The sequence below is a fragment of the Scytonema hofmannii PCC 7110 genome, from assembly GCF_000346485.2.
GTDB lineage: Bacteria > Cyanobacteriota > Cyanobacteriia > Cyanobacteriales > Nostocaceae > Scytonema > Scytonema hofmannii.
Genome location: NZ_KQ976354.1, coordinates 8,444,818 through 8,463,962, shown reverse-complemented (window position 1 = coordinate 8,463,962; position 19,145 = coordinate 8,444,818). Strand labels below are relative to the sequence as shown.

Genomic DNA, 19,145 nt, shown 5'->3' with positions numbered 1-19,145 from the left:
GTTTTATTTACCTATTATAACTAATGTTACATTGTTTACAGGGAATAGGGGTTAGGGGTTAGGGAGTAGGGGTTAGGAAATAGGGATGTGCTTGGTTGTGGGCGAAGGTTAAGGGCTTGTCATTGCTAATTTATTTATACTACAATTATATTACAAAAAATTAGTTAAGGTTAGAGGTCTTTTTACTTGACCTTAGCTTCTGAACATATTGTGTAAACGAGAAATTTATGCCATCAACTCGTGTAAAAAAGTCCAATTCCATTAATCCAAAATCCAAAATCTAAAATCCAAAATCCAAAATTTAATTATGCCCTACGAAGAATTAGAACTTTCCACGCCATCACCTGTCCTGTCTTGGGCAAACCATCCATTGGGATCAGAAGAAACCAAGATGGCAAAGAATGTAGCATCACTACCATTTGTATTTAAACACGTAGCATTGATGCCGGACGTTCACTTAGGTAAAGGAGCCTTAGTTGGTTCAGTGATTGCCACAAAAGAAGCAATTATTCCAGCTGCTGTCGGCGTGGATATTGGCTGCTTTGTAGGTGATACTCTTATTCCTTTAGTCGATGGTAAATTGTATTCTATAAAAGATTTAGCCGAACGTGATGAAGAGTTTATAGTTTACTCATGCACCTCTACTGGAAAAGTTGTAGCAGCTAAGGCAAAAGCAAGGTTAACGAGACGTAATGCTCGTCTCATAAAAGTCATTCTGGATAATGGTGAAGAAATTATCTGCACACCAGATCATGAATTTATGCTTAGAGATGGAAACTATGAGGAAGCACAACATCTTCAATCTGGAACATCTTTGATGCCATTCTACTCTAAAACAGACACAGATGGTTATACCTTAGTCTCTCAACCCTACTCCGGTAGATGGCAAAAAGCACATTGGATTATTGCTAGATCGGGTTTGTTAGGAAAAGTCCCCAGATTTGAAGGACAAAGAACAGTTATTCATCATTACAACTTTAATGAATCAGATAACCGACCTGAGAATTTGAAATTCATGGGAGAGCGGGAGCATTCCGCCTATCATCGTAGCTTAGTTGAACGTAACCAACACTGGCAATCTCCAGAGTTTGAAAAAAACCTACTAGCGGCACTTGCCAGAAAAGCAGCAACACCAGAAGGATATGAGTACTACGCTGCTAGAGGAACTCGAAATATCCTGAATTATATGCAGCAACAGTCAGAACACTTTAAGCAAGCAGTTGCTAGTAATGGTGAGCGCGGTCAGCATTATTTAGTGCAATACAATCAAAGTGAGAAGGGTAGAAAGAAATCTCAGGAAATCGCCAATCGATACTATACCTGTGACATTTATAATGCACAAGTTAAGACACCAATTGGTTTAGACAATCACAGAAAAAAAGAACATCAGTGTAATCACAAAGTAGTAGCTGTTCTATCTTTAGACTATACACAAGATGTTTATTGCCTTACAGTACCTGAATATCACAACTTTGCTTTGAAAGCAGGTGTCTTTGTTCACAACTGTGGCATGATGGCGATAAAAACACCATTTAATGGGGACAAACTAGAAGGAAAACTGAAAAAAATCCGCTTGGATATTGAAGCAGCGATTCCTACTGGATTTAACGAAAATAAAGAGGTTGAAAAAACTGTTACCAACTGGCAAAGCTGGTGCGACTTTAAGGTCTTGCATCCAGGGGTGCAAGATTTACAAAGTAAAGCGATGAAACAAATGGGTTCTCTCGGCGGTGGAAATCATTTTCTAGAAGTTTGCCTCGATACAGAGAACCAAGTTTGGCTGATGTTGCATTCCGGATCGCGTCATATTGGCAATAATCTCGCTCAATGCCACATCAACACTGCTAAAAATTTAGCAAAAATGGCAGACAATAAATTGCCAGACCCAGATTTAGCCTATTTTATTGCTGGTACGCCAGAATTCCAAGCATACTGGCACGATTTGCAATGGGCGCAGGATTATGCGCGTGTCAACCGTGAGGTAATGATGGCACGTTTCAAGCACATCGTTGAGAAACATTTAGCAGGTGGTAAATCAATTAAACCTTTATTAGAGGTCAATTGCCATCACAATTACGCTGAAAAAGAAGTGCATTTTGGCGAGGATGTATACGTCACTCGTAAGGGTGCAGTACGTGCAGAAAAAGACGACTATGGCATTATCCCCGGTTCAATGGGAGCAAAATCTTACATTGTTAAAGGCAAAGGTTGTGCCAATAGTTTTTGTTCTTGCTCTCATGGTGCTGGTCGTTTGCTATCTCGAAATAAGGCAAAGAATGTCTATACTCTTGACGATCTCATTGAGCAAACAAAAGGCGTAGAGTGTCGTAAAGATGAAGGTGTTTTGGATGAAATTCCAGGTGCTTACAAACCTATAGACGAGGTGATGAACAATCAAGCCGATTTGGTTGAAGTTGTGGCCACTCTCAAGCAAGTTGTTTGTGTAAAAGGTTAGCTTGGTTAGATCCTAGGGCAACTTTTACGGATACAGCTGGTCAATGAGAGGCGTTACCCGTTATCCGAGGCTTTCTTGACTCTCGTTCCCAGGCGGAGCCTGGGAATGCATTCTTAGAGGCTCTGCCTCGTTTAGAGTATATTTTTATGAAGATTGTGAAGTAATTTCTGTAGGATTTACGGCAGTTATTTCCTTATAACGAGCAAAATCCCTTGTATTAAACGTTAAGATATGCATCAGCCCATACACTAGCATAGCAGCAACTAATCTTGCATCATGTACGTTAACTCCCCTAACTTCGTATTTCACTACTAATCTACGCCAATAGCCGTAAATGTTTGGTGTATCGGGTAGAATCGTAAAGTTAAGACTACTATCTTGTGTAGCAAATAACTTAGAAGAATTAGTAACGCTAACAGAATGGTTATTAAAGTTAAAATATAGTTCGCGTGGGAGAGCGATCGCCAGAAAATTTGTAAATTTGCGATCTCAGCGTTTAGCTCCAAACGGCTTTCCTATGGGAAGAGAGTATAGAGTTTTTATTTATAATAAGCGAGTTTTAGAATATGGATACTATTGGGATGGCAATGACGAGCTAAGCCAACTTTCACAACAAGAAGAAAAAGAAGTTTTAAACTTAGCTAGCCTAGCATCTCAATGTTCCTTATATCGCAATTGATATCGGACAGTTAGAAAGTAGAGAGTGAGTAGTTGTGGAGGTAGGTGATGCTCAATTTTCAGGAACTTGTCACATCCCTGTACTTGAGCTGTGGAACAAGTTAAAAGATATAGATTCTTAGAAAAAGCTATAATTTGTAAACAAGATCGCTTGATTCACATCGCATATGGTACAAGCACCAACGCAAACACTGACCTTGGAAGAGTTTCTGAAACTACCAGAAACGAAACCTGCAAGTGAATACATTGATGGTGAAATCATTCAAAAACCTATGCCTCAAGGAAAGCACAGCAAGTTACAAGGTAAACTAGTCACTACTATTAATAACATAGTAGAAGAGCAGAAAATTGCACTTGCTTTCCCTGAATTAAGGTGTACTTTTGGTGGACGTTCAATCGTTCCAGATGTAGTGGTATTTGCTTGGGAAAGAATTCCCCTTGATGAAAGTGGGGATATTGCTAACGTATTCGCTGCTGCTCCGGATTGGACAATTGAAATTCTTTCACCAGACCAAAGTCAAACCAAAGTAACTGGAAAGATATTACATTGCTTAAAATATGGTACTAAATTAGGTTGGCTAGTCGATCCTGATGAAAAGTCCGTGCTAGTTTACCCACCAGGACAGCAACCGGAACTCTTAGAGCAACCAGAGGATGTGTTACCTGTTCCAGATTTAGTGAAAGATTTCCGCTTAACAGTGGGGGATTTGTTTGGATGGTTGAGGATAATTTAGACAATGATTTAAAGGTATAAGAACATGAGTGAAATACTTACTGAAATTGATATACCACCCCAGTTCCCCGATCATACTCAACTGCCAGAGTCAGATGGTACGTTTGTGAAAAATTTCCAAGAACATCCTCAGTGCCTAATTTTGACTGACTCCATCGCTCCTGTTTTGCAGCAACTACACCCAGATGGACAGTACTGCATTGGTCAAGACTCTGGTATATACTGGCGAGAAACTGAACCACCTGAAAAAGGAGCCGAAGCACCTGATTGGTTTTATGTACCAGGTGTACCGCCAATGCTTGATGGCAAAATTCGTCGTTCCTATGTTTTTTGGCGGGAATACATCCCCCCCCTCATTGCTATAGAACTAGCAAGTGGCAATGGCGATGAAGAACGAGATGCAACTCCTCTACCCTTCGCCCGTCGTCGAGAAAGTGCGAAGCCTGGTAAATTTTGGGTATATCAACAAATTATCAGAATTCCTTACTATGCTATTTATGAAATCAATCATGCTAAGCTGGAAGTCTATCACTTGGTAGATTTTTCCTACCAAAAGATACAACCTAATGAGCGAAATCACTATCCCATTCCACCTTTAGGAGTAGAATTAGGACTATGGCAAGGGAGCTACTTGAATAATCCAGAGCAACTCTGGTTACGTTGGTGGGATGAATATGGAAATCTGTTACTAATTGGCAATGAAATTGCTGAGCAGGAACGACAACGAGCTCTTGCTGCAGAGCGAAGAGTTGTACAACTAGCAGAACGGTTACGGGCAATGGGCATTGACCCAGATGCGGTAGAGTAGGAGAAGAATACCAGTTTTAATTTTCACAGAACTTGGGCGGGCGAGGACGCCCACCCCACAAGAATTTACATTGCCTGTTTTTTGGTCTATCATAGCTTGAGCTTCAAAATGTTAGCGATCGTCTTGAACTTCAATAGTTTGTCAATTCCTTTTTACTTACAGGAATGCGTTTCCACAGATCGGTAAGCTCAATGGTATCGAAGAATGCTACTACCTTGACAATACGCCCGTTTTTCATGGTCATATACCAGGAATAGGTGTTGGTATAGGGTTTGCCGTCTTTGGCTGTAGCTGTTCCATCCCATAGGGCAATTACCATGTCGCCCTCGGCATAAATGCCTCGTACACTGGGTACTATTCTGACGCTCAATCGCTCGTTAATTGGCGCTATGGCTTCCGACAAAAATTGCTGGCGGCTGGTGTAGGTTTTGGAAATTGGACTTCTGCCTGTAATCGTCCATTCCACATCATCCGCTAGCAGTGAGAAGAAACTACCAGTGTTATTTGCCCATTTGGCAAAGCCAACGCGTACTATTTCTTTATTCTGGCTCTCATTAGATTGCACAATCTTGTGAATCTCTCCTTGCTTTGGCTCGGCAAGAGCACTGGTCACAGATGCTAAAGCGGCTATCATCAAACCAAAGCCAATTAATCCAAAGCTAATTAGTAATTTACGGTGGGGGGCGGTGGTGTATTTTTTCATAAATCCTCTTTCTGGATTAAGTCTGTATAGAAAACACTATTTTGTTTTTGTTATCGAATCGACACGTCAGGCAGCCCGATCTATCAGTATTTCCCATGCAATCAAAAACACTAGAGATCGGGCTGCTTTTTCATGGCTGAGTCTTCCACTCCTTATCTGTAATCAGTGGATTCCGCCAGAGTCCGCCATTGTGCCGTTTCTTGCTCGACGTAAGCGTTTTTCTCAGCAATTGCCTGAAGGGTGTCTGTCCCTAGAGGCAACCGCAGAGGTGGGGTATCTGCATTGACGAGCTCCAGGATCGCCTGGGCGAGTTTGGTGGGATCTCCCGGTTGTTGATAGTTCAGTTCAGATGCGTGGTTACGGATTTTACCGACCGTCTGGGCGTAATCGGAAATTTCCATGGCAGTGCGCTGGAGCGAGCTGCCATCGAGGAAATTGGTCCGGAAGTATCCCGGCTCGACCACAGTGGCATGGATGCCCAGAGGAGCTAATTCATCGTGCAGAGCTTCGGTAATGCCTTCAACTGCAAACTTGGTTGAGGAGTAGATGCCCCACCCTGGAGTGGAGCGGTAGCCCCCGATGGACGATAGGTTAATAATGTGTCCGGAGCGGAACTGACGCATACTGGGCAACACGGCACGGGTCACATTCAACAGCCCGAAGACGTTCGTGCGGTATACCCGCTCAACCTCAGTAGCACTGGTTTCTTCGATGCCTCCGAGCAAACCGAATCCCGCATTGTTGACTAACACATCGATCTGCCCAAAGCGTTCCAGTCCTGCTGCAACTGCTGCTTTCACTTGAGCCTCGTCGGTAATATCCAGGCTGAGCGTCAACACATTTTGACTGGACTCGAACTGATGCAAATCGGTTTTGTTGCGCGCGGTTGCAATTAATTGGTCACCTGCTGCCAAAACTGCTAGTGCGATTTCGGCTCCAATTCCACGGGATGCACCTGTAATGAACCATGTTCTCTGAGTCATGTGTAAATCTCCTTACATTAAGTTAATAACACAGCTAGATTCTTGAACCGACATCAATTCCTTTCAGTGGCAGTTGCAAAAGCGGTATTTTTGCTCCGTCCTCACCTCGATTTTGTAATCAAAGCGATTTGGATTTGCTTGTTGTGCCCTGTTCTATTGCCTTATTCTTTCATTGTCTTTCTAGTATAAGTTCATCATAGGCTTAAGCAGAAGGGTTTTAAATACATAAATCTCGCAGATTATTGCCCGATCCTCTCAAGCAGTCAGATGATACTCAAAAGAATCCTTTATAATAAGCGCAGCAAAATGATCGGAGCGATCCAGAAACTGCTATGGCAATTGAACCCTTGAAACGCGAGACGGCGATTCATGCTTGTCAAGAACTGGTGGAACTAGTAACTCGCCATACAGATGACTTGGGGAACGGTATCCATTCAACTGCGATCGCTCAGTTGGAATTTCTGCGTGAATCTGCTGCTCCTACAGCACTCTGTGCCCTATATGAACCGACTCTTTGCATTATTCTTCAAGGCAAAAAAGAAACCTTACTAGGAAAAGAAACCTATCAGTATGGTGCGGCTCAATATATCGTTGTCACAGTGGATTTACCCCTCAGTGGATACATTGTCGAAGCGACACCAGACAAACCGTATCTAGGATTTAAGCTGAGCCTGGACGCAACTCAACTTTGGAATATTATTGACCAAATCCAGCGCCGCCCAGATAAAAAAGAAACTTCGGTTAGAGGCTTGTTCGTTAGTGATGCTAATGCATCGTTGATTGATTGTGCCAGCAGACTAACACGGCTGCTGGATACGCCCCTGGATATTCCATTTCTGGCACCGATGATTATTCGCGAAATCTATTACCGCCTTTTAATTGGCGAACAGGACGAAGCAGTTCGGCAGATTGCGACATCCGGTAGCAATATGCAGCGCGTTGCAGAAGTAATTAAACGGATCAAAGCTGATTTTACAAAATCATTGCGCGTTGATGATTTGGCTCAGCAAGCGAGTATGTCTCCTGCATCATTCCATCGCCATTTCAAGGCAGTCACCTCAATGAGTCCATTGCAATATCAAAAACAGTTGAGATTATTGGAAGCACGTCGTCTGATGCTGACTGAAAACGCTGATGCAACCCATGCGGCTTATCAGGTTGGTTATGAGAGTCCTTCACAGTTCAGTCGTGAATATTCCCGTTTATTTGGTGCCCCACCCATGAAGGATATTGAACGTTTACGAATCACCTGAACATTGCAGTTCGCTACACATAGCAGACATTACACGTTTTGGCTATTATGTCGTTCTAAAGATTTTAATAAAACAACAATGGTGCTCAATACCCACTTAGCGGTTAATGGACAAGTTTAGTAATGACCACACCAGACGACGAGTAAGACGCAAAATTGCACACCTTAAATTAATACATGAGAGCAAGATTGAGGTAAAATCCCATTCGCTTTACATAAGTAGTAGGGAATTGCTGTGTTGAACAACACAAATTGGAGATTTTTTTGCCATTGCTCTTGCCTAAAATGCAAATAAGCATTTATACTTTTTGATAAATCGTTGCCATTCCATAGAAAAAGCTTTGCAGTGCTTCATGCTATTTAAAGCAGTCTTAAGATTGCTCACAATGGCTGACGTTCTGTTGCAAAATATCAATGTGAGGAGCGAATTCCGAGAGTGTATTCGCGGTACACTCAAATAGGTTTGTTTGAAAGCGATAAGCCGGGTACGGCTTGCGCTTCACGATAAGCTGGGTACAGCTTGCGCTTCGCGAACGCGAGTAAATTTTTCCCAAAATCTACCATAAACGTACTGTTCTCTTTCGCGGCGAACCGCAATTGATAACGGTTCGGTGTGTAAGTCACTGACCTTCAGGAATATTAACCATGACTACTGCTGTAGCTGCTAGCTTTCCGATTAATCTTAGCGCTTACAAAAAATTAGCACTAGACCCAAGCAATCCTAACCTGACTAGTGAGCAACGAGAAACACTCAAAGCTAACATTCAGCTTTGCCGCGATGCAATTGTTTTCTTCACCGCCACAGGTGCTGCTAGGGGTGTAGGCGGACACACTGGTGGTGCTTACGATACAGTACCAGAAGTAGTGATTCTTGATGCATTTTTCCGGGGAGCACCCGATAAATTTGTACCTATCTTCTTTGATGAAGCAGGACACCGTGTTGCTACCCAATACCTGATGGCTGTTTTGCACGGCGAGTTAGATGCTGAAAGCCTTGTCCATTACCGTGAAGCTCATGCAAAATTACCCGGACACCCCGAACTCGGTTTGACACCAGGTGTTAAGTTTAGTTCCGGACGCTTGGGACACGTTTGGCCTTACATTAATGGTGTGGCGTTAGCTAATCCCAATAAAGTCTTAGTCTGTTTGGGTTCTGATGGTTCGCAGCAGGAAGGTAATGATGCCGAAGCAGCACGTTTGGCGGTTGCTCAAAATCTTAACATTAAACTCATCATTGATGATAACGATGTGACCATTGCTGGACATCCTTCAGAGTATTTACCAGGTTTTAGTGTTGCCAAAACACTTGAAGGTCACGGACTTAGTGTAAACGAAGGTGATGGCGAAGACTTAGACGATCTGTACCGTCGCCTTTGTGCAGCAGTTACCCAGCCAGGACCTGTTGCTTTAGTCAACAAGCGGAAGATGGCTGTAGGAATTGAAGGCATCGAAGGCTCAACTCACGGTCATGATGTGATTCCTGTGGATAAAGCGATCGCTTACTTAGAAAAGCGTGGATTAACCGAAGCTGTCAACTACCTCAAGAGCATACCCAAGCCCAAGCAGAGCTACACATTCCTTGGCGTCAGCGACAAATGGGGTTCCAACCGGAACGTATTTGGCGAAGCGGTAGTCTCCGTCCTCAGCCGCTTGAGTGAAACAGAACGCAAGGAAAAGGTACTGTGTATCGATAGTGACCTAGAAGGTTCCTGCGGATTGAAGAAAATTCACGATGCTTACCCAGAAATCTTCATCAGTTCTGGAATTATGGAGAGAGGAAACTTCTCCGCAGCTGCCGGATTTGGTATGGAAAAAGGAAAGCAAGGTATTTTCGGTACCTTCAGCGCCTTTTTAGAAATGTGTATTTCTGAAATCACAATGGCGCGGTTGAACTATTCTAACGTTTTGTGTCATTTTTCCCACTCTGGAATCGATGACATGGCAGACAATACCTGTCATTTCGGCTTAAACAATATGTTTGCCGATAACGGGTTAGATGATGGCTACGAAACACGGCTTTACTTCCCTGCTGATGCGGCTCAAATGAAAGCGTGTGTTGACGCAGTTTTCTTCGATCCAGGTTTGCGGTTTATCTTCTCCACCCGTTCCAAAGTTCCCCACATTCTTGATGCCAATGGCAAAGATTTGTTTGGCGAAGGTTACACCTTTGTTCCTGGGAAAGATGAAGTAGTACGGGAAGGAACTGCAGGTTATATCGTTAGCTATGGTGATGGATTGTACCGCTCCCTTGATGCAGTAGAACGTCTCAAGCAGCAAGGAATTGATGTTGGTTTAATCAATAAACCCACACTTAACGTCGTAGATGAAGAAACCCTTGCCAAAATCGGTGCTGCACCTTTTGTACTGGTTGTAGAATCCATGAGCCGTCGTAACGGGTTGGGTATCCGCTTTGGAACTTGGTTACTTGAGCGTGGATTGACACCAAAGTTCGCTCACCTCGGAACTCATCATGAGGGTTGCGGTGGTCTTTGGGAACAGTTCCCCCATCAAGGAATTGACCCCGATGGCATTATCAGTAAGGTCAAGTCGTTGATTGGCTAATACCATTTTGGATTTTGGATTTGGGATTGAGAAAGTTATGCCTAGACTTGATTTCAACCAACTATCTATTGCATTCTTTGTTCAAACTGGTATAACTTTATATCTCTAGTTAGTGGAAATTACTAGCTTCTTTTATGAGATATTGCTCTTGTGGGACGGGCAAGATGCCCGTCCTTTATCATACAATTTTGGATTGAGAAAGCTGTGCTTTTACTTGATTTATTGAGCTTATACTGCAATAAACTCCTCAGTTTTTAAATGCTTAGAGAAACATCATGTTGAAAATCTTTAGTAGTTAGAGAAAGACCAGAACTGAGGTCATTAAAAAACTTAGCTAGGGATTCCGCCTGAGATTGGCTAATTTCCCGTTGATCATTAATTACTTCCTTAACAAGCTCAAGAGAGCCAAAGACTTCTACTAAAGAAACAGGCTCCACGTCAAATTCGTACATGAGGGATTCTAAAGTAGCCACAGGTGTAGACTTACCCATCGGATAATGGTGTTGTTCGTAGGTCTCAATAAGAAGAACCAATAACTCCAGAAGCGTAGTTTCAGCCTCCGTTAATTCGTCAGACATCATACCTTCCACTGTTGTCAAGGCTCTGTGATACTCTTCTTCTGTTTTTATTGGCTTCGGCTGATACTGAATCAGTAGGTCAGTATAGGTTTGTTGACGAGAAGTAGGGATCATCTTTCCAACATTTTGGATTGAAAAAGCTGTGCTACCATCTCTGCACGGGATGAAACCTCAAGCTTGCGGAACATTCGCTTTAAAGCTTGCTTTACAGAATTCTCAGTAATCCAAAGTTCATTCCCAATTTGTGCGTTTGTTCGCCCCAAAGCCACTAATTCTGCAATCTGCAATTCACGAGGCGTTAAGCGATGGGTTTTGAAGAACTGTTGCGGCGAGTTTCCTATGTCCTTCGGAATTGCTGTATCAACGAAAACACTTTGTGCTCGCACTGTTGCAGCCCAAATAGATAAGTGCAAACAGATGGCACTCAAATCAGCTAAATTTTGTGTATCAAAGGTAGGCATTGACTTTTCACGGGTGCAGCCCACTACACCCGCTAATTGACCGCAATTTACAATCGGTCCTGCCATCACATGCCAATGATCGGGACGGGGACAAATTATTGTCCAAGCCTTTGGTGACGTCACTAATGCTTCATGGACGGGAGTATGGCGTTCCACTAAATAACGCACAACAGGATTATGTTCGATTGATAGCCCAACTTTCAGTATTTTTTGAAAATTGCTATCTGCTAACGGAAGTTGGTCAAAGAAAAAAATTCCCCATCGTTTAGCTGAAAAATACTCACCAATTTTTGGCATGATATGCGATCGCATATCGTGTTCACTATCGGTCTGGTTGATAGCTTCAAAAAGAAGCTTCAAGGGACTTGTCATAGATCAATTTGTCCGAAGTGTACCCGATCGAGGTCTAGAAGCATTGAAGTGATCAGTTTATATTATCTTTTATGCGACTTCAATAGTCTTTAAATTTTATCGCCACCAACCATCAGAATAATTAAGTTTGAGAGGTAGAAATGACGCAAGATGCAATCTTCAGTCCATTCTTTGCAACAATGTTTCTGACATTCGTAGTCTGGGTGTATATGTACATCCGCCGTATCAGTTTCATCACAAGTAGAAAGATCCTACCGAAGGATCTTGCTGTACCTGGTACACTGGCGCAGATCTCGCCACCAAACGTATCCAATCCATCAGATAACCTAAAGAACCTGTTCGAGATTCCGGTACTTTTCTATGCGCTTGTCCTATACCTCTTCATCACGAAGCAGGTGGATACAGTGTATGTAAACGCCGCCTGGGTCTTCGTTGTGTTTCGCGCATTGCATAGCGCTGTCCATTGCACATTCAATCTCATCATACTTCGGTTCTACCTCTACCTATTTGCCACGCTCGCGGTGTGGTTCATCGCCATCCGCGCAGCCCTTATTTATTTCACATAGATCGGAAATTGGTGTCTGAGAGACGTGAGTTTGGCGGCGGCGGAGTTAACCAGGAAGTAGGCTGAGACTAGTGCGCTTTTGTATCTATAATCACAAAAGAACCCTACAGTTTTTCGCGAATGTCCTACTCGTTGAGCCGCATCTGCATCTAACTCAAGTCCTCCCGCACAACTCGTTATGGTGGAATGGCTTACATTAGCATTACAAATAACCGTCACGATTTTTAAAAACCTACTTCAATTATCTTAATATCCTGCGCTAAATCTGCTTCATTGTAATGACGTTCAATTTTGTTTTGCCCCAAAAGTTTCTGAAATTCCCATACAGACAAGTTAGCTAAGTGACGTGCTTGACTAAAGGTAAAGATATTCTGCACGTAGAGTTGTAAGGCTAATTCCTGACGAATAGCAGATTCCCCTTGATTTAAGGAACCAGGTGATATTTGCAAGTTTATTGGCTGAATAAATTGACTCATTTATAATCAAACCTAAACAAATCTCAAAGCTTACACATTCATTTTAATACCAATTATCCTTTAATATTCCCAATGGGAAAACCATAACCAAAGTGTCCGTCAGGCATACACAAAGCGTACTTGGTCACTCCAGGAAGTGTTGCGACATTGGTGACTTGGTCGTAAACGGCTTCATCCTTTTTTTGCACTAGTTTGGTATGACAGTAATTTTACTTAAGTATTTTCAATGAACTGGCATTACAGAAATGGCTATTTGCAAACTTAATGGCTAGGCAGATACAAAAATAATTCTTAATCAATAAATGTATTGCATTTTATTGAAAATCGCTATAAATCTCCTTGCCAAATATTTAAGTGAGGTTAATATATCAATCATCCAGTTGTAAAAGTTACTCCAAAAACACTTATGCCAGTGACTGTTGATACTCAACGTACAGGGCGCTTTATCCATTGGTGGTCTTACGTTGCTCTTGGTGCTTCTGCACTCGTATTTTTATCGTTGATGACGGCTCCATTTTTTAAGCAAACCCTTATTCACAAAGATGTACAAGTTAAAGAAGAGGAGCCTTTCAAAATCAAATCACTACAATTAGCACCTCAGCTAATAGGTGCATTGCGAGTTGATGTGAATGCGATCATACCCGATAACAGATGGGTGACCTACGAAATTCAGCTTTTAGACAAACAAGGTAAGGTTTTGGCGTCCGGAATTAAAGAAGCTTGGAAGGAATCTGGCTATTGGTCTGAAGAAGGGGAAACAGGGACTTGGTCTGAAGAAGATTTGACAGCCGGTTTAGACGTTCGGGCAAAGAAAAACGAAGAAGTCACCCTTGCTTTGGCAGTCTTAGGCTATGGAGAAACCAGTGGGAAAGAACTAGCTGAAGCCGTACCTTTTATAATGACTGTAGAAAATGGAGTCATTGATACACGTCCTCTTTGGGGAGGTGTCTTTTGGTCTACTTTTTTCTCTGTCATGGCATTGTTCGCCACACGCCGCATTGGTAAAAAAGCAATTTCCGCAAAAATTAACGATAGCGACCCAAATGGGCGCGAGACAGTTGGTGGTGCCAATCGCCTCGTGCGCGTCAATGTAAATATCCAATCTGACGAAACTTCTCCGCCTGAATTAGAAGTTTACCTGTCCATTAATGATTCTTATGGCGAACAAGTTTACGCTGGCTCTTTTCCCGTAAAACTCTCCTTTACAAAAGAGAAAGGAAAAATTACAAAGGTTACAGGAAAGTTGGAAAAATTTTTCATCCTCGAACAGCGTGCTTCTTACGGTTTTCACGTAGAAGTTTTACCTGATGAACCAATATATCGAACATCACTGTTTGTTCGAGACAGCGTCCGTACCCTACAACCTGTAGAAGTAATACGTATCAACGCTAACACAGTGACCAGTGACCAGTGACCAGTGACCAGTAATTAGTTACTAGTTAAAAAGTTGTCAAATCCAAAATCTAAAATCCAAAATCCAAAATTCAAGAGGTTTATGTTTGCGAAAATTTTTGCTGGAATAGCAGTCCTACTCGCCCTCATGTCTATAATCGATAGCTACAGTCAAAAGTCAGCTTTCGCACTGCGAGAAGAAAAACAAGAAAACTATACACCCCGTTATGAAACCCAATTATCGGGTTCCTACAACAGCCACGGGGTTTGGATATATACCTCTACAACCCGAAGTTACTACAGTGACTTTCAAGGTGGAGGTCCTGGTAGTGGAAAGTAAAAATATTTCCACACTCACCACTCACCAATCAACGATTCACAATACATGGAACAAGAAATAGGAACATCTCCAGATTCACTAGATGCGGAAAATACTCAAACTAACGGCAGTTTCTTAAACAACAAGCAGCGCAAACTCTTGCTAGCTGCAGCAGCAATCTCGTCTGCTTCCGGATTAGCTGTAGAACTTTTACTGGGAACCCTTGCAAGTTACCTAGTTGGCAATCAAGCCTTGTCCTACGGTATTGCAGTAGGGGGCTTTTTAGCAGCAATGGGTGCTGGTTCTTACCTCAGCCGATTTATTGCAGCAAAAACAGAAGGGCGCTTTCTTCAAAATCAGTTACTACTCGCTTTCGTACAAGTAGAACTTGCGATCGCACCACTGACAGCCTTGTTACCTTTAGGGTTATTTGCCCTATTTGTGCTTGATGGTTCCATATGGTTGGGGTTAGTTCTCGTCACTCTTTTGTTGGGGTTACTAGCAGGTTTAGAAGTCCCACTTTTAACAAGGCTTGTAGAAGTATCGGAAGGAGTCCGAGAAGCCCTAGCAGGAGTTTTAGCACTGGACTATCTAGGCGCACTGATCGGTTCACTCCTTTTTCCAGTACTCTTGTTACCATGGTTGGGGATGTTTCCCACAGCTTTCGTACTGGGTGCATTTCCCGCTTTTATGGTCTTTGCGATTGGGCGATCGTTTCCCCAATTGCGACGCTGGGCTTATATAGGATTAATGGTAGGTGTGCTGCTATGTACTTTGGCACCAATTTCCATACCTATTAGCAACAATCTAGAAAATAACTTATATAAAGCACCTGTTATTAAGCGTATTCAAACACCCTATCAACGTATTGTCCTAACAAGACAAGGACAAGACGTGCGGCTGTTCCTGAACGGCGATTTACAATTTTCTACACTAGATGAATATCGCTATCACGAAGCACTCGTGCATCCAGCAATGAGTGCAACTCCCGACAGAAAACGGATACTCGTGTTAGGGGCTGGAGATGGTATGGCAGTACGGGAAGTGTTAAAGTGGCGTGAAGTTGAGAAAGTCGTACTGATTGAACTCGATCCAGCCGTTGTTAAGTTAGCGACTCGTCACCCGCAACTCGTGCAGGTTAATAACAATGCTTTAACTGACCCTCGCGTTGAAGTCATCAACGCCGATGCTTTTACAACAGCCCCAGCCTTGAAAGACACCTTTGATGTTATTATTGCTGACTTTCCCGATCCAGATCAAGAAATCCTTGCCAAACTTTACTCAGATGGTTTTTATCGGCGTTTAATGGGACGACTAGCAGATAGTGGTGTATTAGTCACCCAAGCATCTAGCCCATTTTTTGCTCCCAAAGTTCTGAGTTGTATTGCTGAAACTCTAGCCCAAACCGGGCTAGCGGTACATCCTTATGTAGTCGATGTTCCCAGTTTTGGCCCTTGGGGTTTTGTGATGGCTTCGCGGGCTGTTCTTGAGTCCGATAAGCTTGAGCTTCCCGTATCAACACGCTTTCTTACTCCAAATATTCTGCACCATTTATTTGAACTGCCTAAAGATGTGCTGCTAGGAAATACTAAGGTTAACCGCTTATCCGATCCCGTCATTGTTCGTTACCAATTGGATTCTCGCTGGGTTTCTTATTAATAAGGGTTAGTCAACTTATGCTTAATATGCCCTCACACTGGAAGTGTGGGGCTACACAAGCGAAGCCCGCCTGCGCGGGCTGGATTCAAAGTTTTTCGGAGAAAATTGCTAAAACCACTAATTGTTTAAGGGCGCAAGGCATTGCACCCCTACTGACCACTAACTACTAACCACTAACCAAAAACTATGACATTAATTTGGCTTGGAATTATTTTTGTTGGAACTGTTGGTGTTGTTTTGTTCGTACTTCAGCAACAAGGAAAACTTTTGACTGGTAGTCATCGTAAAGAACTGCCATCGCTACATCGCACGGTATTTAATTTACAAATTGGTGATATTGTGCAACATATGGGTATCGATTGGGTTGTGGAAGGTCACCTAACTTATACTGTTGGCGAATTTACTTGGTCAGAGTATATGTTGCAGGATGGCGATCGCATTAATTGGTTGTCTGTGGAGGAAGACGATCGCGTGGAGGTTGCATTGTTAGAATCTACAAATCAATTAGATATCAGCGAAGAACCACCAAAGCAGTTAAACTTTGCAGGCGAGACTTTTCGATGTGTTGACTCTGGCACAGCTAGAATGACTCGCAAAGGTACAATTAAAAAACCTGTTGCTTCCCGTTGTAAATATTTTGACTATGAAGGTTTTAATAACAAAGTCCTGTCAGTAGAGATTTGGGATGGAGAAGTGGAAGTTACTGTTGGAGAGCTTATTAATCCCAGGTCGCTACTGATATTACCAGGTGATGGCAAGAGAGTCTATGATGACTGCTAGTTTCCTTTGCAAACGAGCAAATTAAACTGGTAATAAAATATGACCAAAAAGGCAAACATTTCGGAATTGACATTACTAACATTTGGACTCGGATTTTACTGAAAGGGCGAGTTACATTGCCTGTTTTAGAAGCATTTAATGAGGACCAATTCAAGAAAATTACACCGGATTTATTTTCCTAATAACTCAAAGAAAGTTTCTTTGTCAATACCTATATCCTGAATCATGCCCATTAGAGTCCCTTGTTTTAGATCTTTTCCCGAATGAATAGGAACAACAACCCTCTTTCCATGACTATCCTTGTAAATAGCGTGACTTCCCTTTTGACGGTCAAGATAAAAACTTAATTTTTCGAGGACTTTGATAAAATCTTTAGCTTTGACACTGGGAAAATTACTCATGCCTTGATACTTAATGGCTTAACAATTAAATCTTCTATAGGAATGGACTGATTATCAGCTTTTAAACTTTCAAGATATAATTCAATAGCTTCTGTAATATTTTCGATGGCCTCTTCAAAAGAATCTCCTTGAGAATGACAACCTTTTAGGATAGGACAAAAAGCGTGATAACCTCCATCTGATTCTTTTTCCAGAAGAACTGTGTAATTGTAAATTTCTTTATTGTTGTTGTCCATATGTTTTAAACTTGTTTGTACTCTACTTACTTTTAATGAATTCCGCCGAATTCGTTAACGTCCAACCTCCAGTGAAACCTGGTACGCCACTACAAGTAACATCCCCTCCACCACTGCCAATTATCCCCAATTGTGGGACGGGCGTCCTCGCCCGTTCCACAAAACAGTCATTCACGGGAAAACCCCACAACCAATCATGAAAAAGGAATAATTCCCTACTCCCTACTCCCTTTTTCACTTAACTACAGCACCAAAGAATCAGCCTTGGTTTCAATCAATTGTGCTAATTCTTGCAAGAATGCTGCAGCGTGAGCACCGTAAATAATCCGATGGTCGCAAGTAATATTCACCTGCAATTGTTGTTTAATACCAAACAAACCATCAGTTGTAGCAACGACTTGCGGGCGAGATGCGCCGATCGCCAAAATCGAACCTTGTCCGGGAGGCAAAATCGCGTCAAATTTATCTACGCCAAACATCCCCAAGTTGGATACCGTAAAAGTCCCACTGTTATACTCTTCTGGTTGCAATTGTTTTGCTCTAGCACGATCTACCAAAGATTTCCAATTGCGCGACAGAGAATAAATATCCACCGTGTCCGCATTTTGCAATACAGGTGTAATCAATCCGCCATCATCCATTGCGACTGCTACAGAAATGTTGATGTTGGAATGATACACAATGCCCTGTTCTGAGTAACTGGCATTCAGTAGTGGATGTTTTTGTAATGTTACAGCCACAGCTTTTGCCAGTAGGGCTGTCATTGTTACGCCTTTAGACTTAATTTGTTTGTATAATTTGTCCAGGGCATCGGTGGTTATTGTGTAACCAACATGGTAGACGGGTACGGCAAGGCTAGCTTCCATATTCCGCACTACAGCTTTTTGCAGGGTCGTCAAAGGTGTTATTTGACCAGGAACTGCTGCAACAACTGGCGCAGGTGCGGGCGTAGGTCTTGCTGGTGCAAGTGTAGTCGGTGTTGGTACTGATGGGGTCGGTGCAACAGGAGTAACTGTGGTAGGTGACTTGCTCGGTCTTCCCGCAGCTGCTTCCACATCTTCAGCTACAATGCGACCGTAAGGACCACTGCCAGAAATACCACTTAAATCAACTTTTAGTTCCTTCGCTAACTTGCGGGCGCGAGGAGATGCGACAGTCCGTCCATTCTGGCGAGAAGGGCTGCCATTTTGAGATTCAGTTGCTCTTTCTGTAACGCTTGTTGCCTCTGCGAGTTGTTTGCTAGAAGTGGTAGCAACTACGACTTCTTTGCTTTGAGTACCGGAAGATTGGGCTTGAGCAATGGCAGTTTCGATTTCAGCTTCGGTTTCTGCTAACAGGGCAATTGCTGCCCCCACGGGAGCGGCATCACCAGCTTGCACTATGATATGAGCTAGATACCCTTCATAAAAGGATTCCACATCCATATCAGCCTTATCTGACTCGACAACCACCACTGTTTCGCCTTTTTCCACTTTGTCACCTGGTGATTTTACCCAAGAGACGATTTTTCCCTCGGTCATGGTGGAACTAAGCGCCGGCATGAATACTTCGTGAATGCTCATAGGTGAGGTTTGGCGAGTTTAAACTAGCTTGTGCCAGATCGAATTGTAACTTGACCTCGGACGTGAGGAACTATATTAAGCCCAATATGTCTATTAATTTGTATTTCTCATCACGACTGGTCAAAATCCCAATCTCCACTTCACTAGCTAGACGAAGAATAGTGACACCT

General features: G+C 42.7%; 20 protein-coding genes. 11 read left to right on the top strand and 9 right to left on the bottom strand.

Annotated elements, in window-relative coordinates; all coding sequences use genetic code 11:
• The first annotated feature begins 307 nt into the window (after positions 1-307).
• The 4 genes from WA1_RS35825 to WA1_RS35810 all read left to right on the top strand — a co-directional run bounded on the left by WA1_RS35825 (position 308) and on the right by WA1_RS35810 (position 4,674).
• Positions 308-2,455 carry an intein-containing RctB family protein gene (locus WA1_RS35825; protein WP_017745811.1) on the top strand — a complete coding sequence of 716 codons (2,148 nt, stop codon included), beginning with the start codon at positions 308-310 and terminating at the stop codon, positions 2,453-2,455.
• Positions 2,456-2,789: 334 nt separating this feature from the next.
• Positions 2,790-3,134, top strand: a complete 345-nt coding sequence (locus tag WA1_RS35820) for an ATP-grasp domain-containing protein (RefSeq protein WP_017745812.1) — start codon at positions 2,790-2,792, stop codon at positions 3,132-3,134.
• Positions 3,135-3,300: 166 nt separating this feature from the next.
• Positions 3,301-3,867, top strand: coding sequence for a Uma2 family endonuclease (locus tag WA1_RS35815; protein WP_017745813.1), 567 nt, complete (start codon positions 3,301-3,303; stop codon positions 3,865-3,867).
• A 24-nt stretch (positions 3,868-3,891) separates the two neighbouring features.
• Entirely contained in the window at positions 3,892-4,674 is a 783-nt protein-coding gene (locus WA1_RS35810) for a Uma2 family endonuclease (protein ID WP_017745814.1), read from the top strand.
• 130 nt (positions 4,675-4,804) lie between these two features.
• Here the strand turns inward: WA1_RS35810 and WA1_RS35805 are convergent, their stop codons facing one another.
• Together WA1_RS35805 and WA1_RS35800 are read right to left on the bottom strand one after the other, a co-directional pair.
• Positions 4,805-5,377 carry a nuclear transport factor 2 family protein gene (locus WA1_RS35805; protein WP_017745815.1) on the bottom strand — a complete coding sequence of 191 codons (573 nt, stop codon included), beginning with the start codon at positions 5,375-5,377 and terminating at the stop codon, positions 4,805-4,807.
• 152 nt (positions 5,378-5,529) lie between these two features.
• Positions 5,530-6,360 carry an oxidoreductase gene (locus WA1_RS35800; RefSeq protein ID WP_017745816.1) on the bottom strand — a complete coding sequence of 277 codons (831 nt, stop codon included), beginning with the start codon at positions 6,358-6,360 and terminating at the stop codon, positions 5,530-5,532.
• 332 nt (positions 6,361-6,692) lie between these two features.
• Between WA1_RS35800 and WA1_RS35795 the strand changes: the two genes are divergently transcribed.
• Both WA1_RS35795 and WA1_RS35790 read left to right on the top strand, forming a co-directional pair.
• Positions 6,693-7,613 (top strand): AraC family transcriptional regulator, encoded by a 921-nt coding sequence (locus WA1_RS35795; protein ID WP_017745817.1) that lies wholly within the window; start codon positions 6,693-6,695, stop codon positions 7,611-7,613.
• A gap of 644 nt (positions 7,614-8,257) precedes the next feature.
• Positions 8,258-10,174 (top strand): transketolase C-terminal domain-containing protein, encoded by a 1,917-nt coding sequence (locus WA1_RS35790; protein WP_017745818.1) that lies wholly within the window; start codon positions 8,258-8,260, stop codon positions 10,172-10,174.
• A gap of 254 nt (positions 10,175-10,428) precedes the next feature.
• Here the strand turns inward: WA1_RS35790 and WA1_RS35785 are convergent, their stop codons facing one another.
• Complete coding sequence (locus WA1_RS35785; RefSeq protein ID WP_017745819.1) at positions 10,429-10,866, bottom strand: helix-turn-helix domain-containing protein; 438 nt, start codon at positions 10,864-10,866, stop codon at positions 10,429-10,431.
• The gene (locus tag WA1_RS35780; RefSeq protein WP_017745820.1) at positions 10,863-11,585 is read right to left on the bottom strand and encodes a LuxR C-terminal-related transcriptional regulator; all 723 of its coding nucleotides are present in this window, start codon (positions 11,583-11,585) and stop codon (positions 10,863-10,865) included. Before WA1_RS35780 ends, WA1_RS35785 begins: the two co-directional genes overlap by 4 nt.
• Positions 11,586-11,725: 140 nt before the next feature.
• On the opposite strand from WA1_RS35780, the gene WA1_RS35775 reads away from it, so the two are divergent.
• Entirely contained in the window at positions 11,726-12,151 is a 426-nt protein-coding gene (locus tag WA1_RS35775; protein WP_017745821.1) for an MAPEG family protein, read from the top strand.
• 223 nt (positions 12,152-12,374) lie between these two features.
• On the opposite strand, the gene WA1_RS35770 is transcribed toward WA1_RS35775, so the two are convergent.
• Positions 12,375-12,626: a UPF0175 family protein gene (locus tag WA1_RS35770; RefSeq protein WP_017745822.1), complete on the bottom strand. Its 252-nt coding sequence runs from the start codon at positions 12,624-12,626 to the stop codon at positions 12,375-12,377.
• Positions 12,627-12,679: 53 nt separating this feature from the next.
• Complete coding sequence (locus tag WA1_RS55860) at positions 12,680-12,814, bottom strand: RtcB family protein (RefSeq protein ID WP_272819309.1); 135 nt, start codon at positions 12,812-12,814, stop codon at positions 12,680-12,682.
• Between the two features lie 218 nt (positions 12,815-13,032).
• Between WA1_RS55860 and WA1_RS35765 the strand changes: the two genes are divergently transcribed.
• The 4 genes from WA1_RS35765 to WA1_RS35750 all read left to right on the top strand — a co-directional run bounded on the left by WA1_RS35765 (position 13,033) and on the right by WA1_RS35750 (position 16,776).
• Positions 13,033-14,040 carry a hypothetical protein gene (locus tag WA1_RS35765; protein WP_017745823.1) on the top strand — a complete coding sequence of 336 codons (1,008 nt, stop codon included), beginning with the start codon at positions 13,033-13,035 and terminating at the stop codon, positions 14,038-14,040.
• An 81-nt stretch (positions 14,041-14,121) separates the two neighbouring features.
• Positions 14,122-14,358, top strand: a complete 237-nt coding sequence (locus WA1_RS35760; RefSeq protein ID WP_017745824.1) for a hypothetical protein — start codon at positions 14,122-14,124, stop codon at positions 14,356-14,358.
• 45 nt (positions 14,359-14,403) lie between these two features.
• The gene (locus WA1_RS35755; protein ID WP_017745825.1) at positions 14,404-15,996 is read left to right on the top strand and encodes a polyamine aminopropyltransferase; all 1,593 of its coding nucleotides are present in this window, start codon (positions 14,404-14,406) and stop codon (positions 15,994-15,996) included.
• A 186-nt stretch (positions 15,997-16,182) separates the two neighbouring features.
• Entirely contained in the window at positions 16,183-16,776 is a 594-nt protein-coding gene (locus WA1_RS35750; protein ID WP_017745826.1) for a DUF4178 domain-containing protein, read from the top strand.
• 170 nt (positions 16,777-16,946) lie between these two features.
• Here WA1_RS35750 and WA1_RS35745 read toward each other — a convergent pair whose 3' ends face one another.
• From WA1_RS35745 to WA1_RS35730, 3 genes are all read right to left on the bottom strand, one after another.
• Positions 16,947-17,177 carry a type II toxin-antitoxin system HicA family toxin gene (locus tag WA1_RS35745; RefSeq protein WP_017745827.1) on the bottom strand — a complete coding sequence of 77 codons (231 nt, stop codon included), beginning with the start codon at positions 17,175-17,177 and terminating at the stop codon, positions 16,947-16,949.
• Positions 17,174-17,413, bottom strand: a complete 240-nt coding sequence (locus WA1_RS35740; protein WP_017745828.1) for a type II toxin-antitoxin system HicB family antitoxin — start codon at positions 17,411-17,413, stop codon at positions 17,174-17,176. The genes WA1_RS35745 and WA1_RS35740 overlap by 4 nt, the downstream gene beginning before the upstream one ends.
• A gap of 242 nt (positions 17,414-17,655) precedes the next feature.
• Positions 17,656-18,975: a dihydrolipoamide acetyltransferase family protein gene (locus WA1_RS35730; RefSeq protein ID WP_081403005.1), complete on the bottom strand. Its 1,320-nt coding sequence runs from the start codon at positions 18,973-18,975 to the stop codon at positions 17,656-17,658.
• Between the last annotated feature and the right edge of the window lie 170 nt (positions 18,976-19,145).

Coding starts and splice junctions, on each gene's coding strand:
- WA1_RS35825 (WP_017745811.1), top strand. CDS start 308: ATGCCCTACGAAGAATTAGAACTTTCCACGCCATCACCTGTCCTGTCT.
- WA1_RS35760 (WP_017745824.1), top strand. CDS start 14,122: ATGTTTGCGAAAATTTTTGCTGGAATAGCAGTCCTACTCGCCCTCATG.
- WA1_RS35810 (WP_017745814.1), top strand. CDS start 3,892: ATGAGTGAAATACTTACTGAAATTGATATACCACCCCAGTTCCCCGAT.
- WA1_RS35790 (WP_017745818.1), top strand. CDS start 8,258: ATGACTACTGCTGTAGCTGCTAGCTTTCCGATTAATCTTAGCGCTTAC.
- WA1_RS35740 (WP_017745828.1), bottom strand. CDS start 17,413: ATGGACAACAACAATAAAGAAATTTACAATTACACAGTTCTTCTGGAA.
- WA1_RS35780 (WP_017745820.1), bottom strand. CDS start 11,585: ATGACAAGTCCCTTGAAGCTTCTTTTTGAAGCTATCAACCAGACCGAT.
- WA1_RS35795 (WP_017745817.1), top strand. CDS start 6,693: ATGGCAATTGAACCCTTGAAACGCGAGACGGCGATTCATGCTTGTCAA.
- WA1_RS35815 (WP_017745813.1), top strand. CDS start 3,301: ATGGTACAAGCACCAACGCAAACACTGACCTTGGAAGAGTTTCTGAAA.
- WA1_RS35745 (WP_017745827.1), bottom strand. CDS start 17,177: ATGAGTAATTTTCCCAGTGTCAAAGCTAAAGATTTTATCAAAGTCCTC.
- WA1_RS35805 (WP_017745815.1), bottom strand. CDS start 5,377: ATGAAAAAATACACCACCGCCCCCCACCGTAAATTACTAATTAGCTTT.
- WA1_RS35765 (WP_017745823.1), top strand. CDS start 13,033: ATGCCAGTGACTGTTGATACTCAACGTACAGGGCGCTTTATCCATTGG.
- WA1_RS35775 (WP_017745821.1), top strand. CDS start 11,726: ATGACGCAAGATGCAATCTTCAGTCCATTCTTTGCAACAATGTTTCTG.
- WA1_RS35800 (WP_017745816.1), bottom strand. CDS start 6,360: ATGACTCAGAGAACATGGTTCATTACAGGTGCATCCCGTGGAATTGGA.
- WA1_RS35730 (WP_081403005.1), bottom strand. CDS start 18,975: ATGAGCATTCACGAAGTATTCATGCCGGCGCTTAGTTCCACCATGACC.
- WA1_RS35785 (WP_017745819.1), bottom strand. CDS start 10,866: ATGATCCCTACTTCTCGTCAACAAACCTATACTGACCTACTGATTCAG.
- WA1_RS35820 (WP_017745812.1), top strand. CDS start 2,790: ATGTTTGGTGTATCGGGTAGAATCGTAAAGTTAAGACTACTATCTTGT.
- WA1_RS35750 (WP_017745826.1), top strand. CDS start 16,183: ATGACATTAATTTGGCTTGGAATTATTTTTGTTGGAACTGTTGGTGTT.
- WA1_RS35770 (WP_017745822.1), bottom strand. CDS start 12,626: ATGAGTCAATTTATTCAGCCAATAAACTTGCAAATATCACCTGGTTCC.
- WA1_RS35755 (WP_017745825.1), top strand. CDS start 14,404: ATGGAACAAGAAATAGGAACATCTCCAGATTCACTAGATGCGGAAAAT.